Origin of the sequence: Microcosmobacter mediterraneus, assembly GCF_031846265.1 — a bacterium.
GTDB classification, from domain to species: Bacteria; Bacteroidota; Bacteroidia; order Flavobacteriales; family Flavobacteriaceae; genus Microcosmobacter; species Microcosmobacter mediterraneus.
Window position 1 is genome coordinate 527634 of the sequence record NZ_JAVRIA010000002.1, and the last position, 26571, is coordinate 554204.

Annotated in this window: 26 protein-coding genes and 1 tRNA gene; 13 read left to right on the forward strand and 14 right to left on the reverse strand. The window is 32.0% G+C overall.

What is annotated here, in order from left to right:
- Nucleotides 1–35 precede the first annotated feature (35 nt).
- Nucleotides 36–911: a 30S ribosomal protein S6--L-glutamate ligase gene (rimK, locus tag RM697_RS05815; RefSeq protein WP_311426921.1), complete on the reverse strand. Its 876-nt coding sequence runs from the start codon at nucleotides 909–911 to the stop codon at nucleotides 36–38.
- Nucleotides 912–1048: 137 nt separating this feature from the next.
- On the opposite strand from rimK, the gene uvrC reads away from it, so the two are divergent.
- The 5 genes from uvrC (at nucleotide 1049) to hppD (ending at nucleotide 8061) form a co-directional block, all read left to right on the forward strand.
- Entirely contained in the window at nucleotides 1049–2842 is a 1794-nt protein-coding gene (gene uvrC / locus RM697_RS05820; protein WP_311426922.1) for an excinuclease ABC subunit UvrC, read from the forward strand.
- Nucleotides 2839–5070 (forward strand): patatin-like phospholipase family protein, encoded by a 2232-nt coding sequence (locus tag RM697_RS05825; RefSeq protein ID WP_311426923.1) that lies wholly within the window; start codon nucleotides 2839–2841, stop codon nucleotides 5068–5070. The genes uvrC and RM697_RS05825 overlap by 4 nt, the downstream gene beginning before the upstream one ends.
- A gap of 169 nt (nucleotides 5071–5239) precedes the next feature.
- The gene (locus RM697_RS05830) at nucleotides 5240–6397 is read left to right on the forward strand and encodes a homogentisate 1,2-dioxygenase (RefSeq protein ID WP_311426924.1); all 1158 of its coding nucleotides are present in this window, start codon (nucleotides 5240–5242) and stop codon (nucleotides 6395–6397) included.
- A 14-nt stretch (nucleotides 6398–6411) separates the two neighbouring features.
- The gene (locus RM697_RS05835) at nucleotides 6412–6894 is read left to right on the forward strand and encodes a CCC motif membrane protein (RefSeq protein ID WP_311426925.1); all 483 of its coding nucleotides are present in this window, start codon (nucleotides 6412–6414) and stop codon (nucleotides 6892–6894) included.
- A 6-nt stretch (nucleotides 6895–6900) separates the two neighbouring features.
- Nucleotides 6901–8061, forward strand: a complete 1161-nt coding sequence (gene hppD, locus RM697_RS05840; protein WP_311426926.1) for a 4-hydroxyphenylpyruvate dioxygenase — start codon at nucleotides 6901–6903, stop codon at nucleotides 8059–8061.
- Nucleotides 8062–8116: 55 nt separating this feature from the next.
- On the opposite strand, the gene RM697_RS05845 is transcribed toward hppD, so the two are convergent.
- Together RM697_RS05845 and RM697_RS05850 are read right to left on the reverse strand one after the other, a co-directional pair.
- Entirely contained in the window at nucleotides 8117–8779 is a 663-nt protein-coding gene (locus tag RM697_RS05845; RefSeq protein ID WP_311426927.1) for a 50S ribosomal protein L25/general stress protein Ctc, read from the reverse strand.
- A 60-nt stretch (nucleotides 8780–8839) separates the two neighbouring features.
- Nucleotides 8840–9778 carry a ribose-phosphate pyrophosphokinase gene (locus RM697_RS05850; protein WP_311426928.1) on the reverse strand — a complete coding sequence of 313 codons (939 nt, stop codon included), beginning with the start codon at nucleotides 9776–9778 and terminating at the stop codon, nucleotides 8840–8842.
- Between the two features lie 145 nt (nucleotides 9779–9923).
- Here RM697_RS05850 and RM697_RS05855 point away from each other — a divergent pair.
- Nucleotides 9924–10005: transfer RNA gene (locus RM697_RS05855), tRNA-Leu, on the forward strand.
- 33 nt (nucleotides 10006–10038) lie between these two features.
- Here the strand turns inward: RM697_RS05855 and RM697_RS05860 are convergent.
- The 6 genes from RM697_RS05860 to RM697_RS05885 form a co-directional block, all read right to left on the reverse strand.
- The gene (locus RM697_RS05860) at nucleotides 10039–10575 is read right to left on the reverse strand and encodes a YceI family protein (RefSeq protein ID WP_311426929.1); all 537 of its coding nucleotides are present in this window, start codon (nucleotides 10573–10575) and stop codon (nucleotides 10039–10041) included.
- Nucleotides 10576–10585: 10 nt separating this feature from the next.
- The gene (locus RM697_RS05865; RefSeq protein ID WP_311426930.1) at nucleotides 10586–10945 is read right to left on the reverse strand and encodes a hypothetical protein; all 360 of its coding nucleotides are present in this window, start codon (nucleotides 10943–10945) and stop codon (nucleotides 10586–10588) included.
- 2 nt (nucleotides 10946–10947) lie between these two features.
- Nucleotides 10948–11796, reverse strand: a complete 849-nt coding sequence (locus tag RM697_RS05870) for a DUF5777 family beta-barrel protein (RefSeq protein ID WP_311426931.1) — start codon at nucleotides 11794–11796, stop codon at nucleotides 10948–10950.
- Between the two features lie 7 nt (nucleotides 11797–11803).
- The gene (locus RM697_RS05875; RefSeq protein WP_311426932.1) at nucleotides 11804–12556 is read right to left on the reverse strand and encodes a T9SS type A sorting domain-containing protein; all 753 of its coding nucleotides are present in this window, start codon (nucleotides 12554–12556) and stop codon (nucleotides 11804–11806) included.
- An 11-nt stretch (nucleotides 12557–12567) separates the two neighbouring features.
- Nucleotides 12568–12948, reverse strand: coding sequence for an OB-fold protein (locus tag RM697_RS05880; protein WP_311426933.1), 381 nt, complete (start codon nucleotides 12946–12948; stop codon nucleotides 12568–12570).
- A 99-nt stretch (nucleotides 12949–13047) separates the two neighbouring features.
- Nucleotides 13048–14469 carry a hypothetical protein gene (locus RM697_RS05885; protein ID WP_311426934.1) on the reverse strand — a complete coding sequence of 474 codons (1422 nt, stop codon included), beginning with the start codon at nucleotides 14467–14469 and terminating at the stop codon, nucleotides 13048–13050.
- Nucleotides 14470–14580: 111 nt separating this feature from the next.
- On the opposite strand from RM697_RS05885, the gene RM697_RS05890 reads away from it, so the two are divergent.
- The 6 genes from RM697_RS05890 to RM697_RS05915 all read left to right on the forward strand — a co-directional run bounded on the left by RM697_RS05890 (nucleotide 14581) and on the right by RM697_RS05915 (nucleotide 21316).
- Nucleotides 14581–15105, forward strand: coding sequence for an RNA polymerase sigma factor (locus RM697_RS05890; RefSeq protein ID WP_311426935.1), 525 nt, complete (start codon nucleotides 14581–14583; stop codon nucleotides 15103–15105).
- Between the two features lie 47 nt (nucleotides 15106–15152).
- Nucleotides 15153–16067, forward strand: a complete 915-nt coding sequence (locus RM697_RS05895) for a FecR family protein (RefSeq protein ID WP_311426936.1) — start codon at nucleotides 15153–15155, stop codon at nucleotides 16065–16067.
- Nucleotides 16051–18555, forward strand: a complete 2505-nt coding sequence (locus tag RM697_RS05900) for a TonB-dependent receptor (protein WP_311426937.1) — start codon at nucleotides 16051–16053, stop codon at nucleotides 18553–18555. Before RM697_RS05895 ends, RM697_RS05900 begins: the two co-directional genes overlap by 17 nt.
- Nucleotides 18556–18602: 47 nt before the next feature.
- A complete protein-coding gene (locus tag RM697_RS05905; RefSeq protein WP_311426938.1) occupies nucleotides 18603–19193 on the forward strand; it encodes a HupE/UreJ family protein in 591 nt (196 codons plus the stop codon).
- A 99-nt stretch (nucleotides 19194–19292) separates the two neighbouring features.
- On the forward strand, nucleotides 19293–19724 hold the full coding sequence (locus RM697_RS05910) for a deoxycytidylate deaminase (protein WP_311426939.1): 432 nt from the start codon (nucleotides 19293–19295) through the stop codon (nucleotides 19722–19724).
- Nucleotides 19724–21316, forward strand: coding sequence for a S41 family peptidase (locus RM697_RS05915; protein ID WP_311426940.1), 1593 nt, complete (start codon nucleotides 19724–19726; stop codon nucleotides 21314–21316). The genes RM697_RS05910 and RM697_RS05915 overlap by 1 nt, the downstream gene beginning before the upstream one ends.
- Here the strand turns inward: RM697_RS05915 and RM697_RS05920 are convergent, their stop codons facing one another.
- The 3 genes from RM697_RS05920 to RM697_RS05930 are packed head-to-tail and all read right to left on the reverse strand — an operon-like array spanning nucleotide 21317 to nucleotide 22708.
- The gene (locus RM697_RS05920) at nucleotides 21317–21922 is read right to left on the reverse strand and encodes an FAD-dependent oxidoreductase (RefSeq protein ID WP_311426941.1); all 606 of its coding nucleotides are present in this window, start codon (nucleotides 21920–21922) and stop codon (nucleotides 21317–21319) included.
- Nucleotides 21922–22122: a hypothetical protein gene (locus tag RM697_RS05925; RefSeq protein WP_311426942.1), complete on the reverse strand. Its 201-nt coding sequence runs from the start codon at nucleotides 22120–22122 to the stop codon at nucleotides 21922–21924. Before RM697_RS05925 ends, RM697_RS05920 begins: the two co-directional genes overlap by 1 nt.
- Before the next feature lie 4 nt (nucleotides 22123–22126).
- Nucleotides 22127–22708 carry a MarC family protein gene (locus RM697_RS05930; protein ID WP_311426943.1) on the reverse strand — a complete coding sequence of 194 codons (582 nt, stop codon included), beginning with the start codon at nucleotides 22706–22708 and terminating at the stop codon, nucleotides 22127–22129.
- A 109-nt stretch (nucleotides 22709–22817) separates the two neighbouring features.
- Between RM697_RS05930 and RM697_RS05935 the strand changes: the two genes are divergently transcribed.
- Nucleotides 22818–23387 (forward strand): DUF3109 family protein, encoded by a 570-nt coding sequence (locus RM697_RS05935; RefSeq protein ID WP_311426944.1) that lies wholly within the window; start codon nucleotides 22818–22820, stop codon nucleotides 23385–23387.
- A gap of 10 nt (nucleotides 23388–23397) precedes the next feature.
- Here the strand turns inward: RM697_RS05935 and RM697_RS05940 are convergent, their stop codons facing one another.
- Together RM697_RS05940 and RM697_RS05945 are read right to left on the reverse strand one after the other, a co-directional pair.
- Nucleotides 23398–25326, reverse strand: coding sequence for a tetratricopeptide repeat-containing sensor histidine kinase (locus tag RM697_RS05940; protein ID WP_311426945.1), 1929 nt, complete (start codon nucleotides 25324–25326; stop codon nucleotides 23398–23400).
- A complete protein-coding gene (locus tag RM697_RS05945; protein ID WP_311426946.1) occupies nucleotides 25327–26064 on the reverse strand; it encodes a LytR/AlgR family response regulator transcription factor in 738 nt (245 codons plus the stop codon).
- Between the last annotated feature and the right edge of the window lie 507 nt (nucleotides 26065–26571).

Below are 26571 nucleotides of genomic sequence, written 5' to 3' on the forward strand. Positions count from 1 at the left end.
TTACTTACTGCAAAAGCAGTTTTTTCATTTTTTACTTACTTTCTGTTTCTCTCAATAAAGGTGATAATTGCTCTAGCAATATTCTTTTGAGTAGCACGCTCAATACCTTCTAATCCTGGTGTTGAATTAACTTCCATGAGTAAAGGACCTCTGTTAGATTGTAGCATATCTACACCACAAACAGGAAGTTTTAAAGCTCTAGCTGCTTTTATAGCAAGTTTAAGTTCGGGTTCAGATAATTTTATATAATCTGCAGAACCACCTCTGTGTAAATTAGATCTAAACTCACCTTCTTTACCTTGTCTTTTCATTGCACCAACGACTTGCCCATCTACAATTAGTGCTCTGAGATCAGAACCTTTGGCTTCACCAATATATTCCTGCACTAGTGCTCTAGCTTGTAATCCGTTAAATGCTTCTAATACAGATTCGGCAGCGTTTTTTGTTTCGGCTAAAACAACACCTAAACCTTGTGTACCTTCAAGTAATTTTATAATCACAGGTGTTCCACCAACACGCTCAATAACTTCTTCAACATCTCTAGAGTAATTAGTAAACACCGTTTTTGGCATACCAATTCCTGCTTTAGATAAGCGCTGGAAACTGCGTAATTTGTCTCTGGATCTTATGATAGCATCAGAAGTAACAGTGGTGAAAATATTCATCATTTCAAACTGTCGTACAACAGCACAACCAAAAAAGGTAACAGATGCACCAATTCTTGGAATAATGGCATCGACATAGTCTAAATAACGATCTTTGTAGTATATGGTTGGCTTTTCCTTTTCAATAATTAAATCACATTTTAAAGGATCAATAACTTCTATATCGTGGCCTCTATTATCAGCCTCCTCTACAAGTCGTTTTGTAGAATATAAGTTCTCATTTCTTGATAGGATAACAATGTTCATATTAATTCTTAAAATGCTAAAGTTAAGAAGTATAATTGAATTTGAAATCGAAACCGAAGAAGGAAGTTGAAAATGAAAACTATGAACTACTACTAACTGCGTTCTGCGACTAAAAACTTTTACATACCTTTGATTATATGAGTAGCTCAGCACTAGACGTACAAATAAAATCACTTCCAAATCAGCCTGGAGTTTATCAATATTTTGATAGTGAGGAAAAAATATTATACGTTGGAAAAGCAAAGAACATAAAAAAGCGTGTTAGCTCATATTTTACTAAGCAACATGATTATGGTAAAACCAAAGTTCTGGTAAAAAAGATTGCAAGTATTAAGCATATAGTTGTCAATACAGAGACAGATGCATTGCTGTTAGAAAATAATCTTATAAAAAAATACCAACCACGCTATAATGTTCTTCTAAAGGACGATAAATCTTATCCTTGGATTTGTATAAAAAAAGAACGTTTTCCTAGAGTGTTTTCTACACGACGAGTATTTAAAGATGGCTCAGAATATTTTGGACCTTACACTAGCATGAAAACAGTTAAAACCTTATTAGAATTAATAAAAGGGTTATATCAATTACGAACATGTAATTATCATCTTTCAGAACAAAAAATAAATTCAAGGAAATACAAGGTTTGTTTAGAATATCATTTAGGAAATTGTAAAGGTGCCTGCGAAGGCTTGGAAACAGAAGCTAGCTATCATAAGAACATTGAGTCGATAAGAGATATTTTGAAGGGTAATTTTAAAAGTTCACTTCAGCAATTTAAAACGCAAATGAAAAACTTTGCAGAAAGTATGCAGTTTGAAGATGCGCAGCGTATTAAAGAGAAAATAGAGGTTTTAGAAAATTATCAAGCTAAATCTACAGTAGTTAATCCTAAAATAAGCAACGTCGATGTGTTTTCTATAGTTAGTGATGAGAGTTATGGCTACATTAATTTTTTACAATTGGCTTATGGCTCAATTATTAGATCGCACACGCTAGAGATTAAGAAAAAATTAGATGAAACTGAAGAGGAACTCCTTACATTAGGTGTTACCGAAATACGTCAACGATTTAACTCGCAATCTAAAGAAGTCTATTTGCCAATACCATTAGATTTAGGAGAAAACTTAAAGATTACGATCCCTAAATTAGGTGATAAAAAACACATTTTAGACTTATCTAAACGAAATGCAATGTACTACAGAATGGATCGTTTAAAACAAATTAAAATTACAGATCCAGATAGACATGCTAATAGGATTATGGCTCAAATGAAAGCCGATTTAAGATTAACTGAAGAGCCAAGGCATATAGAATGTTTTGATAATTCTAATATCCAAGGCACCAACCCTGTAGCTGCCTGTGTGGTTTTTAAAAATGGAAAACCTAGTAAAAGAGATTATCGTCATTTTAATATTAAAACTGTAGAAGGACCAGATGATTTTGCATCGATGGAAGAGGTGGTTTATAGACGTTATAAACGTTTATTAGATGAGGAACAAAACTTACCTCAACTAATAATAATAGATGGAGGTAAAGGACAACTGTCTTCAGCCTTAAAAAGTTTAGAGGTGTTAAATTTAAGAGGAAAAATAGCTATCATCGGAATTGCAAAACGTTTAGAAGAATTATTTTATCCAGATGACCCAATTCCATTATATTTAGACAAGAAAAGTGAAACATTAAAAATTATTCAGCAGTTGCGTAATGAAGCACATCGTTTTGGAATTGAACATCACCGAAACAGACGTAGTAAAGGTGCACTACAAACCGAGTTAGAGAATATTCCAGGCATAGGAGAACAAACCATTGTTGAACTTATGAAGCAGTTTAAATCTGTAAAACGAATTTCAAAAGCCACAAAAACGGAGTTAACAGAGGTTATCGGAAACTCTAGAGCTCAAAAAATTATAAATTACTATAACAAAGAATGAAAAACCTACTTCTTATAATCCTTTGTTTTGTTATACATATTAAGTGTTTTTCTCAAGATACTAAAAATGAGAATCCAAAAATAGGTTTAGTTTTAAGTGGAGGAGGAGCAAAAGGATTTGCACATATAGGAGCTTTAAAAGTCATAGATAGTTTAGGTGTTAAGATAGATTATATTGCTGGTACAAGTATGGGAGCAATTGTAGGATCGTTATATGCTTCAGGTTACTCAGGTATTCAGATAGATTCACTGTTTAGAAATGTGGATTTTGATGAGGTTATTAATGATAAGTTGCCTAGAGAAGCTAAGACTTTTTATGAGCGCGATCAGTCTGAACGTTATGCCTTATCGATTCCTTTTGATGATTTTGAAATAAGCCTACCACGATCTCTCTCAAGAGGACAAAACGTATTTAATCTATTGTCTAAAACTATGCTCCATGTTAATGGGATAAAAGATTTTAGCAAACTCCCAATCCCATTTTTCTGTATAGCAACAAATATTGAAACTGGAGAAGAAGTGATATTAGATTCTGGCAATCTGCCGAAAGCGGTTTCAGCCAGTGGTGCGTTCCCTTCTTTATTTCAACCAGTGATTATAGACGAAAAAGTTTTACTTGATGGAGGAATAACCAATAACTACCCTGTAAAGCGCCTTAGATCTAAAGGCATGGATATTATTATCGGAGTTGATGTACAAGACGGATTAAGAGATAAAGATAATTTAAAAGCAGCAACAGATATTTTACTTCAAATTAATAATTTTAGAACTATTAATGATATGAAGGATAAAGCTCAATTAACAGATGTCTATATAAAACCAGATATAAAAAAATATACTGTTATTTCCTTTAGTGAAATAAGTAACATCATTGAAGAGGGTTTAAAAGCTGCTCAATTTAAAGTTGGCGAACTCTCAAAATTAGTGAGTAACGAACAGCCTATTCATAAAATTAAAAACAGAATCAAAGCTGTAGATAGTATAACCTTTAATAATATTGTAATTAATGGAAATGAAAAATATACCTACTCCTACATCTCAGGTAAATTAAAAATTAAAAAAGGTGAGACAATAAGCTATTATGATTTTAATAGAGGTGTAAATAACCTTATGGCAACCAATAATTTTGATATGTTTGATTACGAGCTAGTTCCAAATGGAGACGCATTTGATTTAATCGGACAAATTAAAGAAACTAACAACAGAACATTTCTAAAACTAGGTATTCATTACGATGACTTATATAAAAGTTCAGCCTTAATTAATTTAACTCGAAATAGATTTTTATTTAATAACGACGTAGCATCTTTAGATTTTATAATAGGTGATAATGTTCGTTATAATTTTGAATATTATATCGATAAAGGTTTTCATTGGAGCGTAGGCCTCTCGTCGCGTTATAATAATTTTGATAAAGGTGTAAGCCCTTTATTGTTTTTAGATCAGAATGTAGTTCAGAATTTTCAGGTAAATGTCATAGATGCCGATGTTAATGACATTACAAATCAGTTTTTCCTTCAAACATTATTTAAGCAAGATTTTCTTCTAACATTAGGTTTGGAGCATAAGCGTTTAAAAATTTCTACAGAAACCTTACTTACTCAAAATTCTACTGAGAATGAAACCATTTTTGAAAAATCAGATTTTATAAGTACTTATGGTCAACTAAAATTAGATTCGTTTACAGACAGATATTTTCCTAAACGTGGATTTCTGTTAGATTGTGATTTTCATTTGTATCTCTCTTCATCAGACTTTAATAATAGTTTTTCTAAATTTTCAATTGCCAAAGGAGATTTTGCCTTTGCCTTTGGTATAGCCAATAAGCTTCATGCTAAAGTTGGAACAGCTGGAGGATTCAAAATAGGAAATGACGACACTAAATCTTTAGATTTTGCTTTAGGAGGTTACGGAAATGACTTTATTAATAATTACATTCCATTCTATGGATACGATTTTTTAGCCATTCCAGGTAATAGTTTTGTTAAAGCTTATACAGATTTAGATTACGAAATATTTAAAAACCATCATATCATTGCTAGTGCTAATTTTGCTAATGTTGAAAGTGGTATTTTTGAAACAGGAGAATGGGCAACATCACCAGATTATTCGGGTTATGCTTTGGGTTACGCTATCGATACTTTTTTGGGTCCAATAGAAGCTAAATGGACATTCTCTGGAGAAACTAAACAGAGTATTTGGGTCTTTAATCTTGGATTTTGGTTTTAATGATTTTATTTAACTTTGATGCATGATTAGTTTCTGGAAATATTTAAAATTATTACTACACGTTCTTATCAAAAGAAACCCAGAATAAACTCGCTTTTTTTGTACCTTTAAAAACAGTTAGTATTATACAGATTGTTGTATAAATAAATCAATTTTTAAATATTTTTAAATGCCATTTTATCATAAATTAGGACAAATACCTCCTAAACGCCATACACAATTTAGAAAACCAGACGGAAGCTTATATGCCGAACAGCTATTTGGCACCATTGGCTTTGATGGTATGTCAACAAATTCATATCACCAGCAACGGCCAACACAGGTAAAAAGCATAAAAAAACAATATAGTGTTGCACCAAAAATTGCTAAAGCAAACCATATTCAATCTTACAGACTTAGAGGTTTTCAGGTACAACCAGAAAATGATTATTTAAAGAGTAGAAAAGCTATACTTACCAATAGTGATTGCACCATAATTTTAGCTGCTCCAAAGCAATCTACAAAAGATTATTTTTATAAAAACACAGATGCAGACGAATTAATTTTTATTCACAAAGGTTCTGGTAAACTAAGAACACATTTAGGTAATTTAGATTTTAAATATGGTGATTATTTGTTGGTTCCTAGAGGAATTATTTATAAAATAGATTTTGATACTGAAGATAATAGATTGTTTATTGTAGAATCTAGAAGGCCAATATACACTCCAAAGCGTTATCGTAATTGGTTTGGTCAATTGTTAGAGCATTCACCTTTTTGTGAACGAGATATTAGACAACCTCAAGAGTTAGAAACCTATAATGAATCTGGAGAGTTTTTAATAAACGTAAAGAAACAAGATGATATTTTTGAAATGATATACGCTTCACATCCTTTCGATGTGATTGGCTATGATGGTTACAATTATCCATATGCATTTTCTATTCACGATTTTGAACCTATAACTGGTCGTATACATCAGCCACCACCTGTGCATCAAACCTTTGAGACTGATGCCTTTGTAGTATGTAGTTTTGTACCACGTTTGTACGATTATCATCCAGACTCAATTCCTGCACCATACAATCATAGCAACATAGATAGTGACGAGGTTTTATATTATGTTGATGGCGATTTTATGAGCAGAAATGATATTGATGCAGGACATATTAGTTTGCATCCAGCAGGTATACCTCATGGCCCACATCCTGGAGCAACAGAGCGTAGTATTGGGCAAGTAAAAACAGATGAATTAGCAGTGATGGTAGATACATTTAAACCATTGCAAATAACTGAAGAAGCATTAAAAATAGCAGACGAAGATTATTACAAATCTTGGTTAGAATAACTAAAAATTAATTGATGAATTATAATAAATTACCTGCAGATCCATCTGCCATGACTTTAGGAATTATAGCCTTGTGTATAACAGTCCTTGGTTTTTGTTGTGGGCCAATTGCATTTGTAGCAGTTATATTAAGTATCATAGGATTAGTGAGTGCTAATAAGAGTATGCGTGAGTATCAACTAGATCCTAATGCTTATGACGTTCGTAGTAAAAGTAATGTCTCTACAGGAAGAGTATTGAGTATTGTAGGGCTTTGCCTTAGTGGATTAGTCTCACTATTTTGGATTGCATATTACATCTTCTATGGTGCTGTTTTAACCACAGTATTTTCTGAAGCGTTTAAACAGGCGCAAAGAAATAACCACGATTATTATGAGTATGAAGAATGGGAAGATGATTCCTCTGAAGACACCAATGAAATTGAACGCGATACCATTCATATAGATTCAGTAAATATTGATAACATTAGAGAACGTGAAAACGACTCTATAAAATAAATAATAATGGCAAAAGAAGTAAAAAGTGTCGATTATGGCCTAGAAAAAATATTTGAAGGAGCTCAAGATTTTTTACCCTTATTAGGAACCGATTATGTGGAGTTTTACGTCGGAAATGCTAAACAATCAGCGCACTTTTATAAAACCGCATTTGGATTTCAGTCCTATGCTTATAAAGGATTAGAAACTGGCTCAAGAGATAGTGTAAGCTATGTATTAAAGCAAGATAAAATTAGATTAGTTCTTACAACACCACTAAATAGTAAGTCACCAATTAATAATCATATTGTTAAGCATGGTGATGGTGTTAAAGTTGTTGCATTATGGGTTGATGATGCTTGTAAATCTTATGAAGAAACAACAAAAAGAGGTGCAAAATCTTACATGGAGCCTATTGTTGAGAAAGACGAATATGGTGAGGTTGTTAGAGCAGGAATTTATACCTATGGAGAAACAGTACATATGTTTGTAGAACGTAAAAACTATACTGGTGTTTTTATGCCTGGTTTTGTGGAATGGAAAAGTGATTACAATCCAGTACCTGTTGGCTTAAAGTACATAGATCATATGGTAGGAAATGTTGGTTGGGGACAAATGAATACTTGGGTAAAATGGTATGAAGACGTCATGGGATTTGTAAACTTTTTATCATTTGATGATAAACAAATTCATACGGAATACTCCGCATTAATGAGTAAAGTAATGAGTAATGGTAATGGACGTATTAAGTTCCCTATTAACGAGCCAGCTAAAGCAGCAAAAAAATCTCAAATTGAAGAATATCTAGATTTTTACGAAGATTCAGGTGTGCAACATATTGCTGTGGCAACAGATGATATCATTAAAACCGTTGCGAAATTAAAAGCAAGAGGCGTAGAATTTTTACCACCACCACCACAAGCGTATTATGATGATATTCCTAGACGATTAGGTGTTCATATGGATATGATGAAAGAAGATATAAAAGAGCTTCAAAAACTATCTATATTAGTCGATGCAGATGAAGAAGGTTATCTACTTCAAATTTTTACTAAACCAGTAGAAGATAGGCCAACTTTATTCTTTGAAATTATACAAAGAATGGGAGCTCAGGGTTTTGGTGCAGGAAATTTTAAAGCACTCTTTGAATCTATCGAACGAGAACAAGCCAAAAGAGGTACCTTATAAAAACAAAAAAGTCCTGATTAAATATCAGGACTTTTTTTATTGTATTAAACTCATATTATTCTTGATTAGCATCTGCTGCAGGTGCATCTCCTCCTTCTGCTGGAGCAGTAGCTTCAGCACCTTCAGTAGTTTCACCATCATCTTCATCTTCATCTTCTTCATCAAGGACAGCAGTACGAGCAGTTTTAACTTGTACAACAACTTGACTGTCTGGATGTAAAATCGTGAATTCATCTTTTTTCAATTCCTCTACAGAGATATTCATTCCAATTTTTAATTTAGAAATATCTACCTCAAAGAAGTCAGGTAAATTATCAGGCAAGGCCTTAATAGCTAATTTACGCTTTCTAAATAATAAACGTCCACCATTTCTAACACCTGGAGAGTTTCCTTCTAATCTTACAGGAATATTCATAGTTACTGGTTTGTCGTCGAACAATTGATAAAAATCTATGTGTAAGATTCTATCGGTTACAGGATGAAACTGAATGTCTTGCATTACTGCTCTTAAAGTTTCACCATTATCTAAGGCAATCACAACTGTATGCGCATTAGGCGTATATACAAGTTTAGAGAAAGCCAATTCTGGTGCAGAGAAATGCATTGGCTTGTCTCCTCCGTATAATACGCAAGGAACCTGACCAGCATTACGTAAGGCTTTTGTTGCTTTTTTGCCCACGCTTTCTCTTTGAGATCCGTTAATTGTAATTGATTTCATTTGTGTTTATTAATATTAATTTATTTAGTATTCTTTTTTAGGTAGCCGAGTCTGTTGAAGCTACATTATAAATTTTGAACTGATTGATTCGTTGTGGTGTACATTATACATTACACTAGCAAATAAATCGGCACAACTTAAAACTTTTATTTTACTTGAAGGTTTAGAAGGAATTGAATCGGTTACGATTAACTCTTCTAACTTCGAATTTTCTAATCTTTCATAAGCACTACCAGATAACACAGGATGCGTACAAATTGCACGAACACTAAGAGCTCCGCGTTCTATCATTAAATCAGCAGCTTTGGTTAAAGTTCCTGCAGTATCAACCATATCATCTACAAGTACTACATTTTTACCTTGTACATCACCAATTAGTTCCATGTGAGAAATAACGTTTGCTTTGGCACGTTGCTTATAACAAATTACTACATCACTTTGTAATGCTTTAGAATACGCATAAGCGCGTTTAGATCCTCCCATATCTGGAGAGGCAATTGTTAACTTATCTAAGTTTAAAGCTTGTAAGTATGGTAAAAATATAGTTGATGCAAATAAATGATCTACTGGTTTTTCAAAAAATCCTTGTATTTGATCAGCATGTAAATCCATTGTGATAATACGAGTTGCTCCTGCTGCCTCTAGCATTTTTGCAACAAGTTTTGCAGCAATTGGCACTCTAGGTTTATCTTTACGATCTTGTCTTGCCCAACCAAAATATGGCATTACTGCTGTAATATGCCTTGCCGAAGCACGTTTTGCAGCATCAATCATTAACAATAATTCCATTAAATTTCTTGGCTCTGGATTTGTGGAACCAATAATAAAAATGCGACGTCCTCTTATAGACTCCTCATAAGATGGTTGAAACTCACCATCACTGTAGGTCGATGTAATGACGTTACCAAGAGGTACTCCATAAACTTCTGCTATTTTTTCAGCCAAAGCATTGCTTTGTGAGCATGTAAAAATCTTAGCTTCCGGATTAGAATGTGGCATTTATTTATTATGGTTTAAAATGGTAATGATCTACCTTATTTTAAATGAGGTGCAAATTTAGGAATTTATTTGAGTTTTAAAAGCAAAAACCCTTTATTTTTAGTTGGTTGCAGGGATTATTTTTTTAATTTTGCTGTCCTAATTTGCTCAAGTGGCGGAATTGGTAGACGCGCTGGATTCAAAATCCAGTTTCTTCGGAAGTGTGGGTTCGATTCCCACCTTGAGTACTAAAAAGGTTGAATATTAATATTTAACCTTTTTTACTTCTCTAGGAGTTCAAAATTAAATGTAACGTCTACCTCTTCAGATAGTTTATTTCTAACAATTTTTGGAATCTCTATGGCGAAGTCAGATACAAGGACTTTGAAATTTCCTTTTAAGATTATGGCTTCTCCTTTTTTTGTAATATATAGTTTTAAATTCTGATAGGTTTTTGTTTTACCATGGAAAGTAAGCTCACCAGAAATGGGATAAGATGTATTATCACTTTGGAGGTCAAACCCTTCTATTTTTCCTCTAAAGGTAGCTTTTGGGAAAGTATCTGATTCAGCATAGTTTTCATTAAAATGTTCCTCCATCAAAGCATTTTTAAATCTAAATGCTTTAACGAAAGCCAAAGCTGCAAATTCGCCGTTGTCAGTATTTAGAATAGCAGTGACCGAATTATTTTTTGCAGCAACTTCTTCAAAAGAAGGTACAGAAGCTTCAAAATTTAAGGTGCCAGTTTTTGTAATGTATTTAGTTTGTGCTATTACAGTTAAGTTAACACATAATAGAATATAAAAAATAGTTTTCATAGTTTGTTTTTTAGTCTTCAAGAAGTCCGTTTTCTTGCCATTCGATTACTGCGTCAATAAGATTTTGAGGTAGCCTTGGACCACCAAAAGGCATTAAAAATGCTAAATCTTCAGAAGATATTCTTTCAATTAACCCTCTCATTTCAACAGCGATTTTTACATCATCAAACGTTGTTAAAGACATTGGCGCTCCGTTTACTGGTGGATTACTATGACAGAGGATACAGTTATTATCTATTATAGCTTTTACTGTATTATTATAAGTTACAAGCTCAGGAGGAGGTGTGTCGTCTATTAAATCTATTTCACTAACATTGGTACAGCCAAACGTTAATATTACTACGATTAGGAGAAAATAGGTTGCTTTCATAATTAAAATACTCTACTTAAATTAAATCCAAAAAAGATGTCTCCATCGCTCCAGTCTCCTGACGATTGACCTAAGAATGTATTGGTATTCATGCCTTGAGCATTTGTGAAATGCAACTGGAACACATGACCACCTGTTTCTAAATCAAAACCAATAGATAATGGGTTTTTAAAAGGTGAATCTGAAGCTCTATTGAGATGAAAACCATAATCAATATTTAAAGACCAACGCTTACTTAATTTATGTCTTCCACCAAAACCAATAGCAAATTGTGAATTATCTTGACTATCTATGGCTACAAAATTATCGTGGAAAAAAGTTGGCGCTAATTCTAAAGATAGATTTTTATTTATTTTTCTAGAGATTAGGAGTTGTGCAGTATAACCTAAACGATGTTTGAACTCAAGTTTAGGTAAATTATTTTGATCTAAAGCAGTATTAATAAGAATGGAATTATAACCTACTAACGTTACAGGGAAACCGTTAGTTTTTTGAGTAACTAACTTATATTTAATACTAGACTCATAGATTTTTTGAAATGAACTTCTAGATATGCTCACGTTGAAATTATCCGAAATTCCATAAATAAAATTAAGCCTAGTAACAGCGTCATCTAGACCAAAGAAAGTATCAAAACCGTTTTCTAAACTTCCAAACCTGTGAGCAACTACAAAAGTTAGTTCCTTTTTAGCAACTAACTTTGTAGACTCAAAGTTGACTATTTTTAATCCTTTAAAAACAGCTGAGATATTATTCTCAATTATAGAATCTGTATCTATTTCGCTTAACAAATCGTCTTGCGAGTACAATACAAATGGCAAACAAAATAGAATACAGATAAAATGTTTCATTATTAAACTATTGTTTTACAAAGCGTTTTACTTGCGAGCTTTCGCCAGAACTAATCTTAATTATGTACACACCTGCAGACCAATCTGAGATATCTAAGTCTCTAGATTCTGAATCGACAACAGAATTATAGACACGTTTTCCGAGTAAATTAAATACTTCTATTGTTGCATCTGATAGTCCTTGAGAAAACTCTAAGGTTAAATTTGATGTGGCAGGATTTGGATAAACATTAAAGGCAGAAATTTCAAAATCATTGACACCTAATAGTGTTTCCCAAAATGCAGAACCGTTTTGAGCACCATTACCAATATATTCATAAGGAGGAGTGACCTGAACATTATCTCCTGCAGACCATATACCTTTAGTTACAGCAACATCTTCTCTACCAGCCGGAAACGGAAAACTTCCATTCCATTGCAGAAAATCTTGCATTGCAGTATCTGATCCAAAACTACTAGAGTTAAATAAACCTAAATCTGAAGCGGCAGCTAAATTTACAGAACTTGTCACAGTAACTTCCTCACCATTTGAAAGGTCTAAATCGCCTTCAGTAACTGTCATTAAACCAATTCTTCCATATGAGATCTGAGCGCAAAACCAATAGTTGTCAACGGGTTGTTGTGAGCCAAAGTTTTTTAACGTTACTGAATTAGTTGCTGGGTCAACTTTTACAATACGCACTTGCGCATTTAAAAGTGTACATACCACTGAAAACATTAGACATGTCATCAGCATTTTTAAAGTGTAATTGTTTTTCATTTTAATTGATTTTAATTGTTAATAATATAGCATTGATCAAGCTTTATTTGCTCCAGCAAATCATCATAACCAATAACTCGTCCTTTTAATTGAATTGAATCCTTAACTTTTAAGGTATTTGTGGAATTTAATTGACAAAATAATGTATTATCTATAGTAATATCACTTGGATTAGATTCTGTAATTACGCCAAGAACCTCTATTACTTTATCTAAATAAATTTCTTCAGCAGTGGTGGAGTTTTCTAAAAACTCTTCAGCTATTTCTTTTGTTGTAACCATAAATGCTGAGGCTTCATTTTCAATATCTCTATGGTCTTTATAGATATAATTATAGCCAATAATTGCTGCAATTATTAGGACTACTAATGCTATATATAGTTTCTTCTTCATTTTACCTGATAATAAGGATTACTGTTTTAGAGAACCTTATCTAAAACAGCAATCCAAGGTGTGAAATTCTTCTTTTTCATAGACTTAATTTCACGGTTATTATAGTTTTTCAAGAGTTAAAAAATCTTCGGTTCCATCACCTAAATCAATTTCTCTTAACATAATTGTTGTAGCGCTAATACTTACGACTTCCCAATCTTCAATTAATCTAAATAAAGGTGCTATTGGATCACCAAAATTTATGTTTAATTCTAAGTCTTCTTCCTCTCCTGGTAAGGTAGACCACCAACCATAATATGTAATGACTGAATCTTCGACTTCAAGTGAGCCATTGCTCAAAAAATTTAGAGTAAACACGTTAAAATCAGAGGTAAGATCAGAATCATCAAAATAATATGAAACTTCCCAACTACCAGTTAATAATGTTGAAGTTAAAATAGTATCATCGAAACTATCACAAGTGGCGACATAGCGTATTTTATCATCACCAAGATTCAAATCAAATTTTGTTTGATCATTGTCTGTTGTAATCTCATGTAAAATCCAATCATTATTGCAATCTGGTAGACTTGGGACATCTATCGTAACTATTATGTTATTGCCAGAGCCACTAGCTTGCCATGTTCCTGGATAAGACCAAATAGCATAATCAGCAACCATAGTACCATCAGATGAAAATGAGAACTCATAACCAACATAATAATCTTCATCATTAACGTTACGTTCTAAATTATCAACTGTCCAAAGGGAACAGTTGGCTAAAAGAGTTTCCAATTGAGTAACTGTACAGTCATTACAATCATCATCGTTGTAATTGTAATCATCATCTTCATCACAGGTATCTAAATTGTTCTCAATAGTAGTTTCTAATTCATCAACAGTGGTAACTTGTATCGTAGAATTATCATACAGAAAAACGTTTACAGGCAACTCTAGGCTAATTATATCCTCAGTAGTTATGGTACTTATGAAGGTATGAAACTCTTGATCATTAAAAAATGTGTAAGTGTCTAGTGCTTCACTAATAGTATTAAAAACAGATGTTGTAATAGGATAGTCAAAATCTATGCATTCAATATCTTCATCAAAAATATTTTCGCCATTGCAATTAGACCTAATGGCGTTTAGTTGCGATTGGTTTTCAACTTGGAGTGTATTAAATTCAGTAGTAATTACAGTGATAGGATATACAATATCTACATCATCTAGATCATCATCAAAAAGATCTAATATATCTTCAACTGTGTCTAAATCATTAATGGACTCAATAGTAATGTCATGTCCATTTACAGTAACATTTATTGGCCATTGTATAGATATACAGTTACCTTGATCTATAATATTATCTATGGATCCATCATTTAAAGGCAGACGCTGCAACATATTTGCAACAATTGAGCCTGAAACAATGGCATTATCTTTTGGAGGTTGAATAATTTCTATTTCTTCTTTCCTACAAGATGCTAAGCACAATACTACAAGGAAAAGTGGTAATATGTTGGTTTTTATATGATTTATCATTTTAAACGCGTAAAAAATCGCTTTTATATACATTAAACAACTAACTTTTAAAATCTCCTGAAATTATTTAAAAAAATATTTATTTACCTTTAGGCATCTTAAAAATAAACCTTGTCAGAAGACCTACACCATTCCGTTTGCGAAAAAAGAATTTTTGAACGTATTTATAATAAATACGCAAAAGACTTACATGACTTTTTGTATTACAAGTTTGGAGCACAATACAGTCCCAACGATAAAGCACAGGATGCGTTTGTAAAGCTTTGGAATAATTGTAAAAAAGTATCAGTGTCTAAGGCAAAATCGTTTTTATTTACAGTTGCTAATAATATGGTGTTAAACGATATAAAGCACCAAAAAGTAGTTTTAAATTACGAAAAAAGAGACCATAAAGGCCATACTAACGAAACACCAGAATTTCTTTTAGAACAAGATGAATTTTTACAACGATACCAACGTGTTTTAAGTAGCTTAACCGAAGAACAACGCGTGGCTTTTTTATTAAGTAAAGCAGAAGGGAAAACACATGCTCAAATTGCTGAAGAATTAGGTGTTACAAAAAAGGTTGTAGAATATAGAATTTATTCAGCTTTTAAAATTTTAAAAGACCAATTAGAAGGATTCAAATTAAAATAATCAGGAGATTTTAAAAGTTAGTTGTTATATAGGTAACAGAAGAGATTATGAACACCGAAGAATTATTAGAAAAATGGTTATCTAACACACTAACAGATGCTGAACAAACAGCATTTGATAGGCTTGATGATGCCTCATTAAATAAGGCTATTGTTGAAGGTGCCAAACATTTTAAAGCCTCTAATTTTTCTGAAGTTAATGATTTTATGAGTTTTGAAAATTCATATTTAAATTCTACTGATCTTAATCCTAAACCTAGGATTTGGGAAACCCCTTTATTTAAAATCGCAGCAGTATTTTTAATTTCCTTAGGTTTATTTTTTACTATTTTTCAAAAAAATGAAATTGAGATTAAGACACTTGCAAGTGAAAAAATAGAACTGTCCTTACCAGATCAATCCTCAGTTAAATTAAATGCATTATCTGAGTTAACATATAATAAAAAAACATGGTCAGAGAAAAGAGCGCTTCAATTAAAAGGTGAAGCGTATTTTAAAGTCACCAAAGGCAGCACATTCGATGTTATTACAGATGATGGTACTGTTACAGTAGTAGGTACTGAGTTTAACGTTAAACAACGCCTTAACTATTTTGAAGTTACTTGTTATGAAGGTATTGTAAAAGTTACAACTCCAACAAACGAAAAACGTCTTAATGCTGGCGATAGCTTTCTATTGCTTAATAATAACTTTAAAACGGCTAAGACGTTTTCTACTGTTCCTGACTGGACAGAAAACAGAAGTACTTTTAATGCAATTCCACTGTCCGAAGTTTTACAAGAAATAGAGCGTCAGTATACTATAGAAATAACGTCTCTTAATATTGATACTAATAGATTATTTACAGGATCCTTTACACATAACAATCTTGAGGATGCGCTCAAATCTGTAACCTTACCAATGAACATGAGCTTTGAGTTAAGTAAAACTAAGCAAGTTATCATTAATGGGAATAAAGATTAGAAAGACTTTTCTGCTCACATCTATCTGTGTTTTTTTCTGTTTTAAATTAAATGCACAAGATCAACAATCGCTTAAAACGGTTTTAGTTCAAATAGAAGAACAATTTGCTATCAACTTTAATTATGCGGAAGACGCTGTTAAGGATATTGTTATTACAACGCCTAAACAATCACAATCACTTGATACCATTCTTCAGTATTTACAAAATGAAACCGGTTTAGTATTTATAAAAATGAGTGAGAACGTAGTCCTCATTCAGGTTAAAAACGATTTGTCTTTATGTGGTTATTTAAGAGATAAAGACACCAATACTCCAATTCCTTTTGCGACAATTAAAAGCTTAAATATATCAACAATTACTGATGATAATGGGTTTTTTAATATCACTGTAGCTAATGAAAATAATATCATAGAGATTAGGCATATTGGTTACAAAACCATGGAGCAGTCTTTAAAAGATTTTAAGCAAACCAAATGTTCTGATGTATTTTTACAACCCGATATTGAGGTACTCTCAGAAATAGTATTATCTAATTATATAGTTAACGGAATCACTAAAATAAATGATGGATCCTTTAAGATAGATTTTAAAAATTTTGATATACTTCCAGGTCTTATCGATACAGATGTGCTCCAAGCAGTACAGGCTTTCCCAGGAATTATTAGTAGTAACGAAACTGTTTCTAATATTAACATTAGAGGTGGAACTAATGATCAAAATCTTATACTTTGGGATGGTATAAAAATGTATCAGTCTGGACATTTTTTTGGTCTAATATCCATGTATAATCCTCAGATTACCGAACGCGTTTATCTAAAAAAAAACGGAACTGGTTCGGATTACACAGATGGTGTTTCTGGTTCCATTTTAATGGAAACAGCAGAGAAAGTTAATACTGAATTTAAAGGTAACATAGGTGTTAACTTAATTGATGTCAATGGTTTTGTAGATGTAGCATTAAGTTCTAAATCCTCCATTCAGGTTGCAGCTCGTAAATCTATAAGTGATATTGTACAAACACCACTTTATAAAGCGTATTTTGATAGAATTTCTCAAGACACAGAACTTGTAAGCACGACGAGCATAGTTAATTCTGATCAGGAATTTAATTTTTATGACACCTCTCTTAGGTGGATTTACAACATAAGTGATAAGGATGAACTACGCGTTAACTTCATTAATGTTGCCAATCAATTAAAGTTTAACGAATCTGCTCTAATTGATGTGCAATCAACATCTAAAGAAAGTAGTTTAAGTCAGAATAGTATTGCAGCAGCTATTCACTATAAAAGACAATGGAATACTAATTTTAGTTCAGATATTCATGTATATGAAACGGATTATAAGCTTAAATCTATCAATGTAAATATTTTAGATTCTCAGCGGTTTCTTCAAGAAAATAAAATTTCTGAAACCAGTATTAAACTTAACACAAACTATGCTATTAGTGAACATTTAAATCTATTAAATGGTTATCAGTTTGTTGAAACACAAATCACTAATTTAGATGACGTTGATTTACCTGTATTTAGAATTCTAATTTCTGAAGTTGTAAGAACACATGGATTGTACTCTGAGGTAAATTACAAATCACCAAATAAAAACACCTCTTTAAATGGTGGTCTTAGATACAATTATATTGGTAAGTTAAAAAAATCTATTCTAGAACCTCGTTTAAGTTTTAACCAACGCTTATCAGATCATTTTTCGTTAGAAGTCCTTGCGGAATTTAAACATCAAAATACATCACAGATTATTAATTTTCAGAATGATTTTTTAGGTGTAGAAAAGCGACGATGGCAGCTTTCTAATGATATAGATATTCCTATACTTAGAAGTAAACAAATTTCAACAGGACTTAGTTTTAGTAAAAAAGGATGGTTACTAAGTTTAGATGGGTATTACAAGTTTATAGATGGTATTACTTCTCAAAGCCAAGGATTTCAAAATCAATATCAATTTATTAGAGCTAATGGAAGTTACGATGTTAAGGGTTTAGACATGTTATTGCGTAAACAGTTTAAGACCTTTAATACTTGGTTAAGTTATGCTTATATGTCTAATAATTATACATTCAATAGTTTGGAGTCCAATCCGTTTCCCAGTAATTTAGATATTACACATGCTATTGCTTTTGGAGCAGCGTATAGTAAAAACCAATTAAAGATTTCGTCTGGTTTAAATTGGCATTCTGGTAATCCAACCACAAGGCCAGTTCCAAATAATGATATTATTAATAACGCTGTAAATTTTGGTCCTACAAATACATCTAGTGTAAGAGATTATTTACGATTAGATGTTTCAGCCACCTATGATTTTTATTTAGGACAAACAACTAAGGCTAATATTGGTCTTTCTATTTGGAATCTATTAGACAGAGAAAATCAAATAAATAATTTCTATCGTATTAATAATGATGTGGTTAATGAGACTATTCAACGCTCACTAGGTATTACACCAAATCTTTCCTTTAGAGTTTATTTTTAATTATTGGGTTTAAATTGTAATTTTGAATTAAACCCAAACCACACGCTATGCTTGACGAATTTTGGTTTAATATAAAATATGGCATCAACCATGTTCTAGATCCTAATGGATACGATCATGTACTTTTTTTAATGGTGCTTGCTATACCTTATCTCTATAAAGATTGGAAACGTGTACTAATTTTAGTGTCTTTATTTACATTTGGACATACTTTATCACTTGTCTTAGCAGCCTATGGAGTAGTCAGTGTTAATGGCGAAGTCGTAGAGTTTTTAATTCCTGTTACTATTTTAGCTGTTGCCCTGTATAATGTATTTACAGCTGGTAAAACGTCTAAGAATCAGAATATAAATCTTATAGGACTTTCAACTTTATTTTTTGGGTTGGTACATGGATTAGGTTTTGCCAGAGAATTTGCAATGTTTGCAGGAGAATCAGACAACAAACTTGTACTATTAATTGAGTTTGCATTAGGTATTGAAATTGCTCAAGTTATCATTGTATTTGTAGTTTTATTTTTAGGCTTTTTAGGGCAAACTATCTTCAGGTTCTCTAAACGCGATTGGATTATGGTAGTTTCTGCAATTGTTGTTGGGTTATGTATTCCTATGATTCTTGGGAGTGATCTCTTATCTTAAAATTCTTTAGATTTTTCATTACATATTGGTAAAACTTTAACTTCAAACACATTGTATAAACAACACTAACCAACTATATTCGTTAATTCAATACATCACATGTCTAAAGACAAACAATTACGTTACGATAAAGCCTATTTAAGGATTGCGAAAGAATGGGGAAAATTATCGCATTGCAAACGCAAGCAAGTAGGTGCGTTAATTGTAAAAGATCGTATGATAATTTCTGATGGTTATAATGGAACACCAACAGGATTTGAAAATTACTGTGAAGATGATGAAGGATACACTAAATGGTATGTTTTGCATGCAGAAGCTAATGCTATTTTAAAAGTAGCAGCATCTACACAATCGTGTAAAGGTTCAACGTTGTATATTACCTTGTCACCTTGTAAAGAATGTAGTAAATTAATTCATCAGGCAGGAATAATCAGAGTTGTATATAGTGAAGCCTATAAGGATGATTCTGGATTACGATTTTTAGAAAAGGCAGGCATTGATTTACAAATAATTGAAGATTTAAAAGCATAATGGCAGCAGATCACAAAAAATATATACCACTTTGTATTGGCATTGCCGCTGCTATAGGAATTCTCATAGGAGGAAAGTTAAATTTCACAGATTCCTCAGATAAATTATTTGGGAATAATAGTAAAAAAGACAAGCTTAATAGATTAATTGATTACATCGATCATGAGTATGTTGATGAAGTTAATACAGATAGTATAGTTGATGTTACTGTAAATGGAATCCTTGATAACTTAGATCCACATTCTACTTATATTCCTAAAGAAGATTTACAACGGGTTACTGAGAATATGAAAGGTGATTTTGTAGGTATAGGTATAAATTTCTACACTTATAAAGATACCATTGTTGTTATAAGACCAACAGAAGGAGGCCCAAGTTTTAAAGCTGGTATTAAATCTGGAGACCGAATTGTAATGGCTAATGGTGATTCTATTTTTGGCAGACAATGGTCTAATGATGATATTGTTAAGAAACTTAAAGGCGAGCGTAACACCAAAGTTAACCTTAAAGTAAGACGAAAAGGCGAAAAAGAATTGCTTAGCTTTGATATAAAACGCTCAGATATTCCTATTAAAAGTGTTGAGGCAGCTTATATGGTTACGGATCATTTGGGCTACATCAAACTCAATAGATTTGCAGAATCATCATACAAAGAATTTAAAAAAGCTTTGACTAAGCTACAAAATCAAGGCGCTACAAAATTAGCTTTAGACTTAAGAGATAACCTTGGAGGATATATTGGTGTAGCTGAACAAATCATTGATGAGTTTTTAGAGGACGATAAGCTTATTTTATTCACAAAAAATAAAAAAGGCAAGATCGAAAAAAGCTACGCTACTCAACGAGGTGATTTTGAAGAAGGTGATATCTATGTTCTTATGAATGAGAATTCTGCCTCTGCAAGTGAAATTGTTGCAGGTGCACTTCAAGATAACGATAAAGGAACTATAGTTGGTAGACGCTCTTATGGAAAAGGGTTAGTACAACGCGAAATGGCTTTGGGAGATGGAAGTGCTGTGCGTTTAACAGTGTCTAGATATTATACACCAACAGGACGTTCCATTCAAAGACCATATGATAATGGTAATAAGCGCTATTACGAAGACTATTATAAACGTTTAAGATCAGGTGAGTTAAGTAATGACGAAAATATTAAAGTTGCCGACTCTTTGCGTTTTGTTACACCACAAGGTAAAGTGGTCTATGGAGGAGGAGGTATAATACCAGATATTTTTGTGCCTTTAGATACAAGTGTACAGAATGAAACCTTAAGTTATATAGAAGAACGTGGTTATATTAGTTATTTTGTATTTGAAGAACTCGACAAAGATAGAGACGTTTACCAAGATGTATCTAAAGAGGATTTTATGAAGCACTTTGAGGTTAGTGACGATGTTGTTATTAGATTTCAAGATTATCTCAATTTCAGAGAGCGTACACGAGTTAGTTTTGTAGCTTACCATGACCAGATAAAACTTATGATTAAAGCCGCTCTTGGGCAGCAATTATTTGGAGATGAAGCGTATCATCAAATTCTAAATAGCTCAGATGACATGATTGAAGAGGTGTTGTTGTTGAATAAGGGCGAATAGTTAAATCTTATCATGTATTTTGGTATGCTTTCCATCATTCCAAAGGGTTAAAATATCTGTTGCTACTTGTGCACCACTTCCAGAGGCTATGGCAAACTGACTACGCCAACCTGCTAATGTTCCGGCAACGTAAAGATTTTCAGTAATTATGTGGTCTGTATTTTTTAACCAAATCCTGTTTTTTTCGCTATTAGCTCTAGGATGAGATTCTATATAAGCTTCTAAACCTTTTATATTTAATAGATTTGTATAACCAACAGCAACTACAGCAATTTTTGAGGTATAATTAGTCTTGTTAGTACGTATTAAAAAACCATCAGTTGTCTGATCTATAGCGATTACTTTTTCCTTTAAAATTTGGTTAACATGAGGATAAAGATGTTGTAACTGTTTTGGGCCATTTTCTAGGATAGAAGCACCAGTTGTACCAGGTTCTAAGCCAAGTACGTTATTAAATATGGCATTTTGTAAATGTGATGTTTTTTGATGTAATATAATACCTATCTTTTTATTTTCAGCAAAGGGTTTATTTACTGCAGAGCCTAAGACTAAGGCACAAGACATACCTGCTGCTCCACCACCAATAATTAAAACGTCATAATCCATTATTTCCCTTTAGACTTTTCCTCTATTCGTCTAGAGATCATTAGAATTTGAACTACTAAAATAGCACATAAACCTGCTACAATAGTAATAATAGCAACCATACTATCTCCCTTAAAAGGCGCATTAAAATTTATTTTTGTAGTATTAAATACAATAAGCGCAATTGCTACTAATGTAAAGATGATATTAAATAGTTTCATACAATTAAATTAACATGGCTTTTATATTGGTTGCAAATAATTTTACGGCTATAGCAAGCAAAATTACACCAAAAACTTTACGTATGATACTAATTCCATTTTTACCAATAAAACGCTCTATTCTAGCAGACGTTTTTAAGACCAAATAAATGAATATAACATTTATAATAATGGCTATGATAATATTTTGAGTCTGAAATTCAGCTCTCAAAGACAGCAATGTTGTAAGACTTCCTGGTCCTGCAATAAGCGGAAAAGCTAATGGGAAAACTGACGCTGTAATACTACCTTCTTCATCATCTTTGTAAAGTGTGATACCTAATATCATTTCTAGCGCAATAAAGAAAAGTATAAATGCTCCAGCGACTGCGAAGGAGTTTACATCAATGCCAATAAGAGATAATAAACTCTGTCCAACAAATAAAAACACCACCATAATTACACCAGCAATTAATGAGGCTTTTTCACTTTGAATGTGACCAGCTTTTTTTCTTAAATCTATTATTATTGGTATATTTCCAATGATATCTATTACGGCAAATAAGACCATAAAAGCCGTAAATATTTCCTTTGGATCTAACTGCATTATGCTTAGGTTTTAATTTCGCCGCAAAGATGGGACTTAATTGCAGATATTCAATATTAAATTACAGTAAAGTTTAACTATTTTTACTTAGTATTAGAAATAGTAATTTATGTTTCAACTAGGAAAGACTATAGTTTCAGAAGATATAATCGATAAAGATTTTGTTTGTAATCTCTCAGCATGTAAAGGTGCTTGTTGTATACATGGTGATGCAGGAGCTCCCTTAGATAATGAAGAGACTAAAATTTTAGAAGATATTTATCCTAAAGTAAAACCGTATTTAAGAAAAGAAGGTGTTAAAGCTATCGAAGCGCAAGGTGTTTTTGTAACCTCAGATGATGGTGACTTGGAAACTCCTTTGATCAATAATGCAGAATGTGCTTACGTTATTTTTGACGATAAAAAAACAGCACTTTGCGGTATTGAAGAAGCTTATAACCAAGGCGATATTAGTTGGAAAAAGCCAGTATCTTGCCACTTATATCCAATTCGTGTAAAGGACTACACCGAGTTTTCTGCTGTTAACTATCATAAATGGCAATTGTGCGATGATGCGTGTACTCTAGGCAAAGAATTACAAGTGCCTGTTTACAAATTTGTAAAAGAAGCACTAATAAGAAAGTTTGGAGAGGATTGGTATATGGAACTCGAGAAAATTGCAGCAGATAAAAATAGATAACCAAATAATGCTAAGCCGTTTTAAGATTTATTTGCATTAAAGGAATCTTTAGATTAACTCTTGTTCCTAAAGCGTTTCCTGAAGCATCTACCAAGTCTACTATATCTAAATTATAATCACCAAAAAAGTCTTTAGAAAAGTTTGCCAACCTTGCTTTGGTGATTTCTATTCCAATAGATTTTTGTTTTAATATTTTAGCTTTTTTAATACGCTGAGCTTCTTTTCGTCCAACACCATTATCGGTTATAGAAATAGTCACATAGTCGTTCTCTGACATTACTTTTAAATGAATTTGCTTATCCTCTTTTTTAGTGGATAATCCATGCCACAAAGCGTTTTCCAAAAATGGTTGTAAGACCAAAGACGGTAATTTAATACCATTTGCATCAACATTTTCATCAATATCAATAGAAAATTGGATAGCGTTTGAGAATCTAATATTTTCGATATTAATATATAACTCCATAGTGTCTAACTCATCTTTTAAACTAATAACTTTCTCAGTAGAAGCGACAAGTATTTTTCGAATTAACTTAGAGAATTTGTTGAGATAGTAGACTGCATTTTCTTTCTCATTGTTAATGATATAAAGTTTTATAGAGTTGAGAGAATTAAAAATAAAATGCGGATTCATCTGGCTGCGAAGCATATCTTGCTCTAAAGTAAGAATCTGTTTTTCTTTTTTTAATTGTTGAGTTCGGTTATAGGCAATAATTACTGCTGCAAAAAATACTAAAGTAAGCAAAGCATACCAAAACACTTTTTTATTTTGTTCTAACTTATCGGCTAAGACTTCAATCTCCCTATTTTTAGCTTCCGTTTCGTGCTGAAGTATAATATCATTAGCATACTGAACATTTCGCTCATTAGCTATAGTATTTTCAGTAGAAATAGCTGCTTTATAATGATTAAATGCTAATTTGTCATTTCCTTTTCTAGTATTAAAGTCTGATAAGAGTTTGTTGGCTTCAACTATTGAAGATTTTAGGTTGTATTGAGTTGCAGTTTTTAATCCGAGATCAAGGTATTGTTTTGCCTTATTTAGTGTGTTATTTTCTAATTTTAGGCGACCTAAATTAAGATAGGTCGATGATATATAGTACTGATCTCCTAAAAGCAAGGCCTTTTCTAGAGCATCTTCAATAAGTAACTCAGCTTCTTTATATTGTCCTTGTTGAATATAGATTTCACCAATACTATTATGACAAATAATTCGGCCAAGATCAGAGTCAATTTGGTTGTTATACTCCAATGATCGCTGGTAGTTGATTAGCGCATCCTCTAAATTACCTTTAGATTCTTGAGCATAACCTATATTGTGGTAATTAATAGCAAGGCCAAGTTTGTTTTCTTCTTCAATTTCAATAATTAGAGATTTATTAAATTGTTCAATAGCAAGGTCATATTGTTTAAGCGCTAGGTAAATATTTCCCATACTGTTTTGAGATACAGCAATGCTTAATTTTAGGCGCTTACTTTTGTTATCAACTGTATTGGCAAGCTCTAACGCTTCAGAGTGATAATCTAATGCAGGCTTAACAACATCCATTCTTCTATACACAACGCCAAGCATATTTAGACTAATAACCTGCAGCTCTATATTGTCGTTTTGTTTTGCAAGGTCTTCTGCATTTTTATGATAATCTATGGCTCTCTCATAATTAGATATATCTCTATGTATAATTCCTAGAGCATTTTGCGCATAACTCTGTAAGTTTAATTTTTTGTTAGTCTTGGCCATATCCAATAGACTTAACATTTTAGTGCTATCTCTTTTAAAGTCTCCTAAAACCGCATCTATTTCCTCGTAAGAATTTGTTGATGCTTCTAATAAGGTATTAACTGAAGAGTTAAAAGCATCATCATTCTGAGCAAAAGATAACATTGCAAAAAATTGGAAGAGAATAAGTGCAATATGTCGTTTTAGAACCTGAGTCATTTACAATTTTTCTAAGAAGTCAGATTTTCGTTGTCTAGCCACAGGGATTTTATGATTAGAAGACATTATAACATAACCTTCATTTTTAATAAAGGCTTTAATTTTATTTAGATTAATAATAAAAGAATTATGAATTCTGAAAAAGTAATGATCTGGCAAAATACCATTAACTTCCTTAAGCTTTTTAGTAACAACAATTTTTTGGTTATTTTCTAGTATTAAAGTACTGTAATTACCATCAGACTCTACCAATATAATGTCATCAATGTCAATAAAAATCAGTTTCCCGTCTGTATTAATAGTGATTTTCTTTTTGCCAAATTTTGAATTAAAATTCTCTAAAGCATCAACAATTTTTGTAGAATTCACCAATCGATCATTGAATTTTTTAATTTTTGAAATAGTGAGTTTAAGATCGTCAGAATCTATAGGTTTTAGAAGATAGTCTATAGCTTCATGTTTAAGAGCTTTCATGGCATATTCATTATACGCAGTGGTTATAATGACAGCAAACTCTGTATTATGCAACTTATCTAGAAACTGAAAACCATCCATAGAAGGCATTTGGATATCTAAAAACAAACAGTCTGGTTGGTTGTTGTTAAGATATAGTATAGCTTCTTCTGGATTAGAAAACGTGGCGACAACTTCAATTTCACTACTAAAATTGCTAAGCTCCCAGGATAAACTTTGGATTGCTTTAGGCTCGTCGTCTACTATTACTGCTTTGATACTCATAATCAATTCAAATATAATAATATTAGGTTGGGCAACTGTTTTTTATGTATAGTAGGTTTGTTTTTATGTGTAGAATGAGAATCTTCAATATCTTAAGAATAAGAATATAAAAATGGGTCATCCAGTTATACAACTTTTATAACCAACCATACAAATATGAATTATTCACCCAAAGTAATTGAGATATTTGTAATTCATTTAGTACTGACCAAAGTATATTATGTAAAGTGATCGTGGGGACTCACTTATAATTTATTAGCTATTAATAGAAAAAAGTCAGTAAACTATCTTGATAATTTGAATTTAAGTTTTAGTTCAAAACCTAAGAGTTTTATTTAAATAGTTTTAGTTAGTTTAGTTAATTATTGGGGAAAGAGAGCTGTTTCAGCTCTCTTTTTATTTGTATATAAGCTAAACAAAATCATACACTAAAAGCGTAGTATTTTAGGTAATTACGAGAACATTTAACAGGTTTTTTCTTACTTTTTAAATAATCTTCGATTTTCG

Excerpts from the sequence above, each read along its gene's own strand:
- RM697_RS05850 (WP_311426928.1), bottom strand. The coding sequence starts at position 9,778 with ATGCCACATTCTAATCCGGAAGCTAAGATTTTTACATGCTCACAAAGC.
- RM697_RS05885 (WP_311426934.1), bottom strand. The coding sequence starts at position 14,469 with ATGATAAATCATATAAAAACCAACATATTACCACTTTTCCTTGTAGTA.
- RM697_RS05940 (WP_311426945.1), bottom strand. The coding sequence starts at position 25,326 with ATGACTCAGGTTCTAAAACGACATATTGCACTTATTCTCTTCCAATTT.
- RM697_RS05915 (WP_311426940.1), top strand. The coding sequence starts at position 19,724 with ATGGCAGCAGATCACAAAAAATATATACCACTTTGTATTGGCATTGCC.
- RM697_RS05830 (WP_311426924.1), top strand. The coding sequence starts at position 5,240 with ATGCCATTTTATCATAAATTAGGACAAATACCTCCTAAACGCCATACA.
- RM697_RS05925 (WP_311426942.1), bottom strand. The coding sequence starts at position 22,122 with ATGAAACTATTTAATATCATCTTTACATTAGTAGCAATTGCGCTTATT.
- uvrC (WP_311426922.1), top strand. The coding sequence starts at position 1,049 with ATGAGTAGCTCAGCACTAGACGTACAAATAAAATCACTTCCAAATCAG.
- RM697_RS05870 (WP_311426931.1), bottom strand. The coding sequence starts at position 11,796 with ATGAAACATTTTATCTGTATTCTATTTTGTTTGCCATTTGTATTGTAC.
- RM697_RS05930 (WP_311426943.1), bottom strand. The coding sequence starts at position 22,708 with ATGCAGTTAGATCCAAAGGAAATATTTACGGCTTTTATGGTCTTATTT.
- hppD (WP_311426926.1), top strand. The coding sequence starts at position 6,901 with ATGGCAAAAGAAGTAAAAAGTGTCGATTATGGCCTAGAAAAAATATTT.
- RM697_RS05895 (WP_311426936.1), top strand. The coding sequence starts at position 15,153 with ATGAACACCGAAGAATTATTAGAAAAATGGTTATCTAACACACTAACA.
- RM697_RS05860 (WP_311426929.1), bottom strand. The coding sequence starts at position 10,575 with ATGAAAACTATTTTTTATATTCTATTATGTGTTAACTTAACTGTAATA.
- rimK (WP_311426921.1), bottom strand. The coding sequence starts at position 911 with ATGAACATTGTTATCCTATCAAGAAATGAGAACTTATATTCTACAAAA.
- RM697_RS05875 (WP_311426932.1), bottom strand. The coding sequence starts at position 12,556 with ATGAAAAACAATTACACTTTAAAAATGCTGATGACATGTCTAATGTTT.
- RM697_RS05920 (WP_311426941.1), bottom strand. The coding sequence starts at position 21,922 with ATGGATTATGACGTTTTAATTATTGGTGGTGGAGCAGCAGGTATGTCT.
- RM697_RS05905 (WP_311426938.1), top strand. The coding sequence starts at position 18,603 with ATGCTTGACGAATTTTGGTTTAATATAAAATATGGCATCAACCATGTT.
- RM697_RS05945 (WP_311426946.1), bottom strand. The coding sequence starts at position 26,064 with ATGAGTATCAAAGCAGTAATAGTAGACGACGAGCCTAAAGCAATCCAA.
- RM697_RS05880 (WP_311426933.1), bottom strand. The coding sequence starts at position 12,948 with ATGAAGAAGAAACTATATATAGCATTAGTAGTCCTAATAATTGCAGCA.
- RM697_RS05900 (WP_311426937.1), top strand. The coding sequence starts at position 16,051 with ATGGGAATAAAGATTAGAAAGACTTTTCTGCTCACATCTATCTGTGTT.
- RM697_RS05935 (WP_311426944.1), top strand. The coding sequence starts at position 22,818 with ATGTTTCAACTAGGAAAGACTATAGTTTCAGAAGATATAATCGATAAA.
- RM697_RS05825 (WP_311426923.1), top strand. The coding sequence starts at position 2,839 with ATGAAAAACCTACTTCTTATAATCCTTTGTTTTGTTATACATATTAAG.
- RM697_RS05865 (WP_311426930.1), bottom strand. The coding sequence starts at position 10,945 with ATGAAAGCAACCTATTTTCTCCTAATCGTAGTAATATTAACGTTTGGC.
- RM697_RS05835 (WP_311426925.1), top strand. The coding sequence starts at position 6,412 with ATGAATTATAATAAATTACCTGCAGATCCATCTGCCATGACTTTAGGA.
- RM697_RS05845 (WP_311426927.1), bottom strand. The coding sequence starts at position 8,779 with ATGAAATCAATTACAATTAACGGATCTCAAAGAGAAAGCGTGGGCAAA.
- RM697_RS05910 (WP_311426939.1), top strand. The coding sequence starts at position 19,293 with ATGTCTAAAGACAAACAATTACGTTACGATAAAGCCTATTTAAGGATT.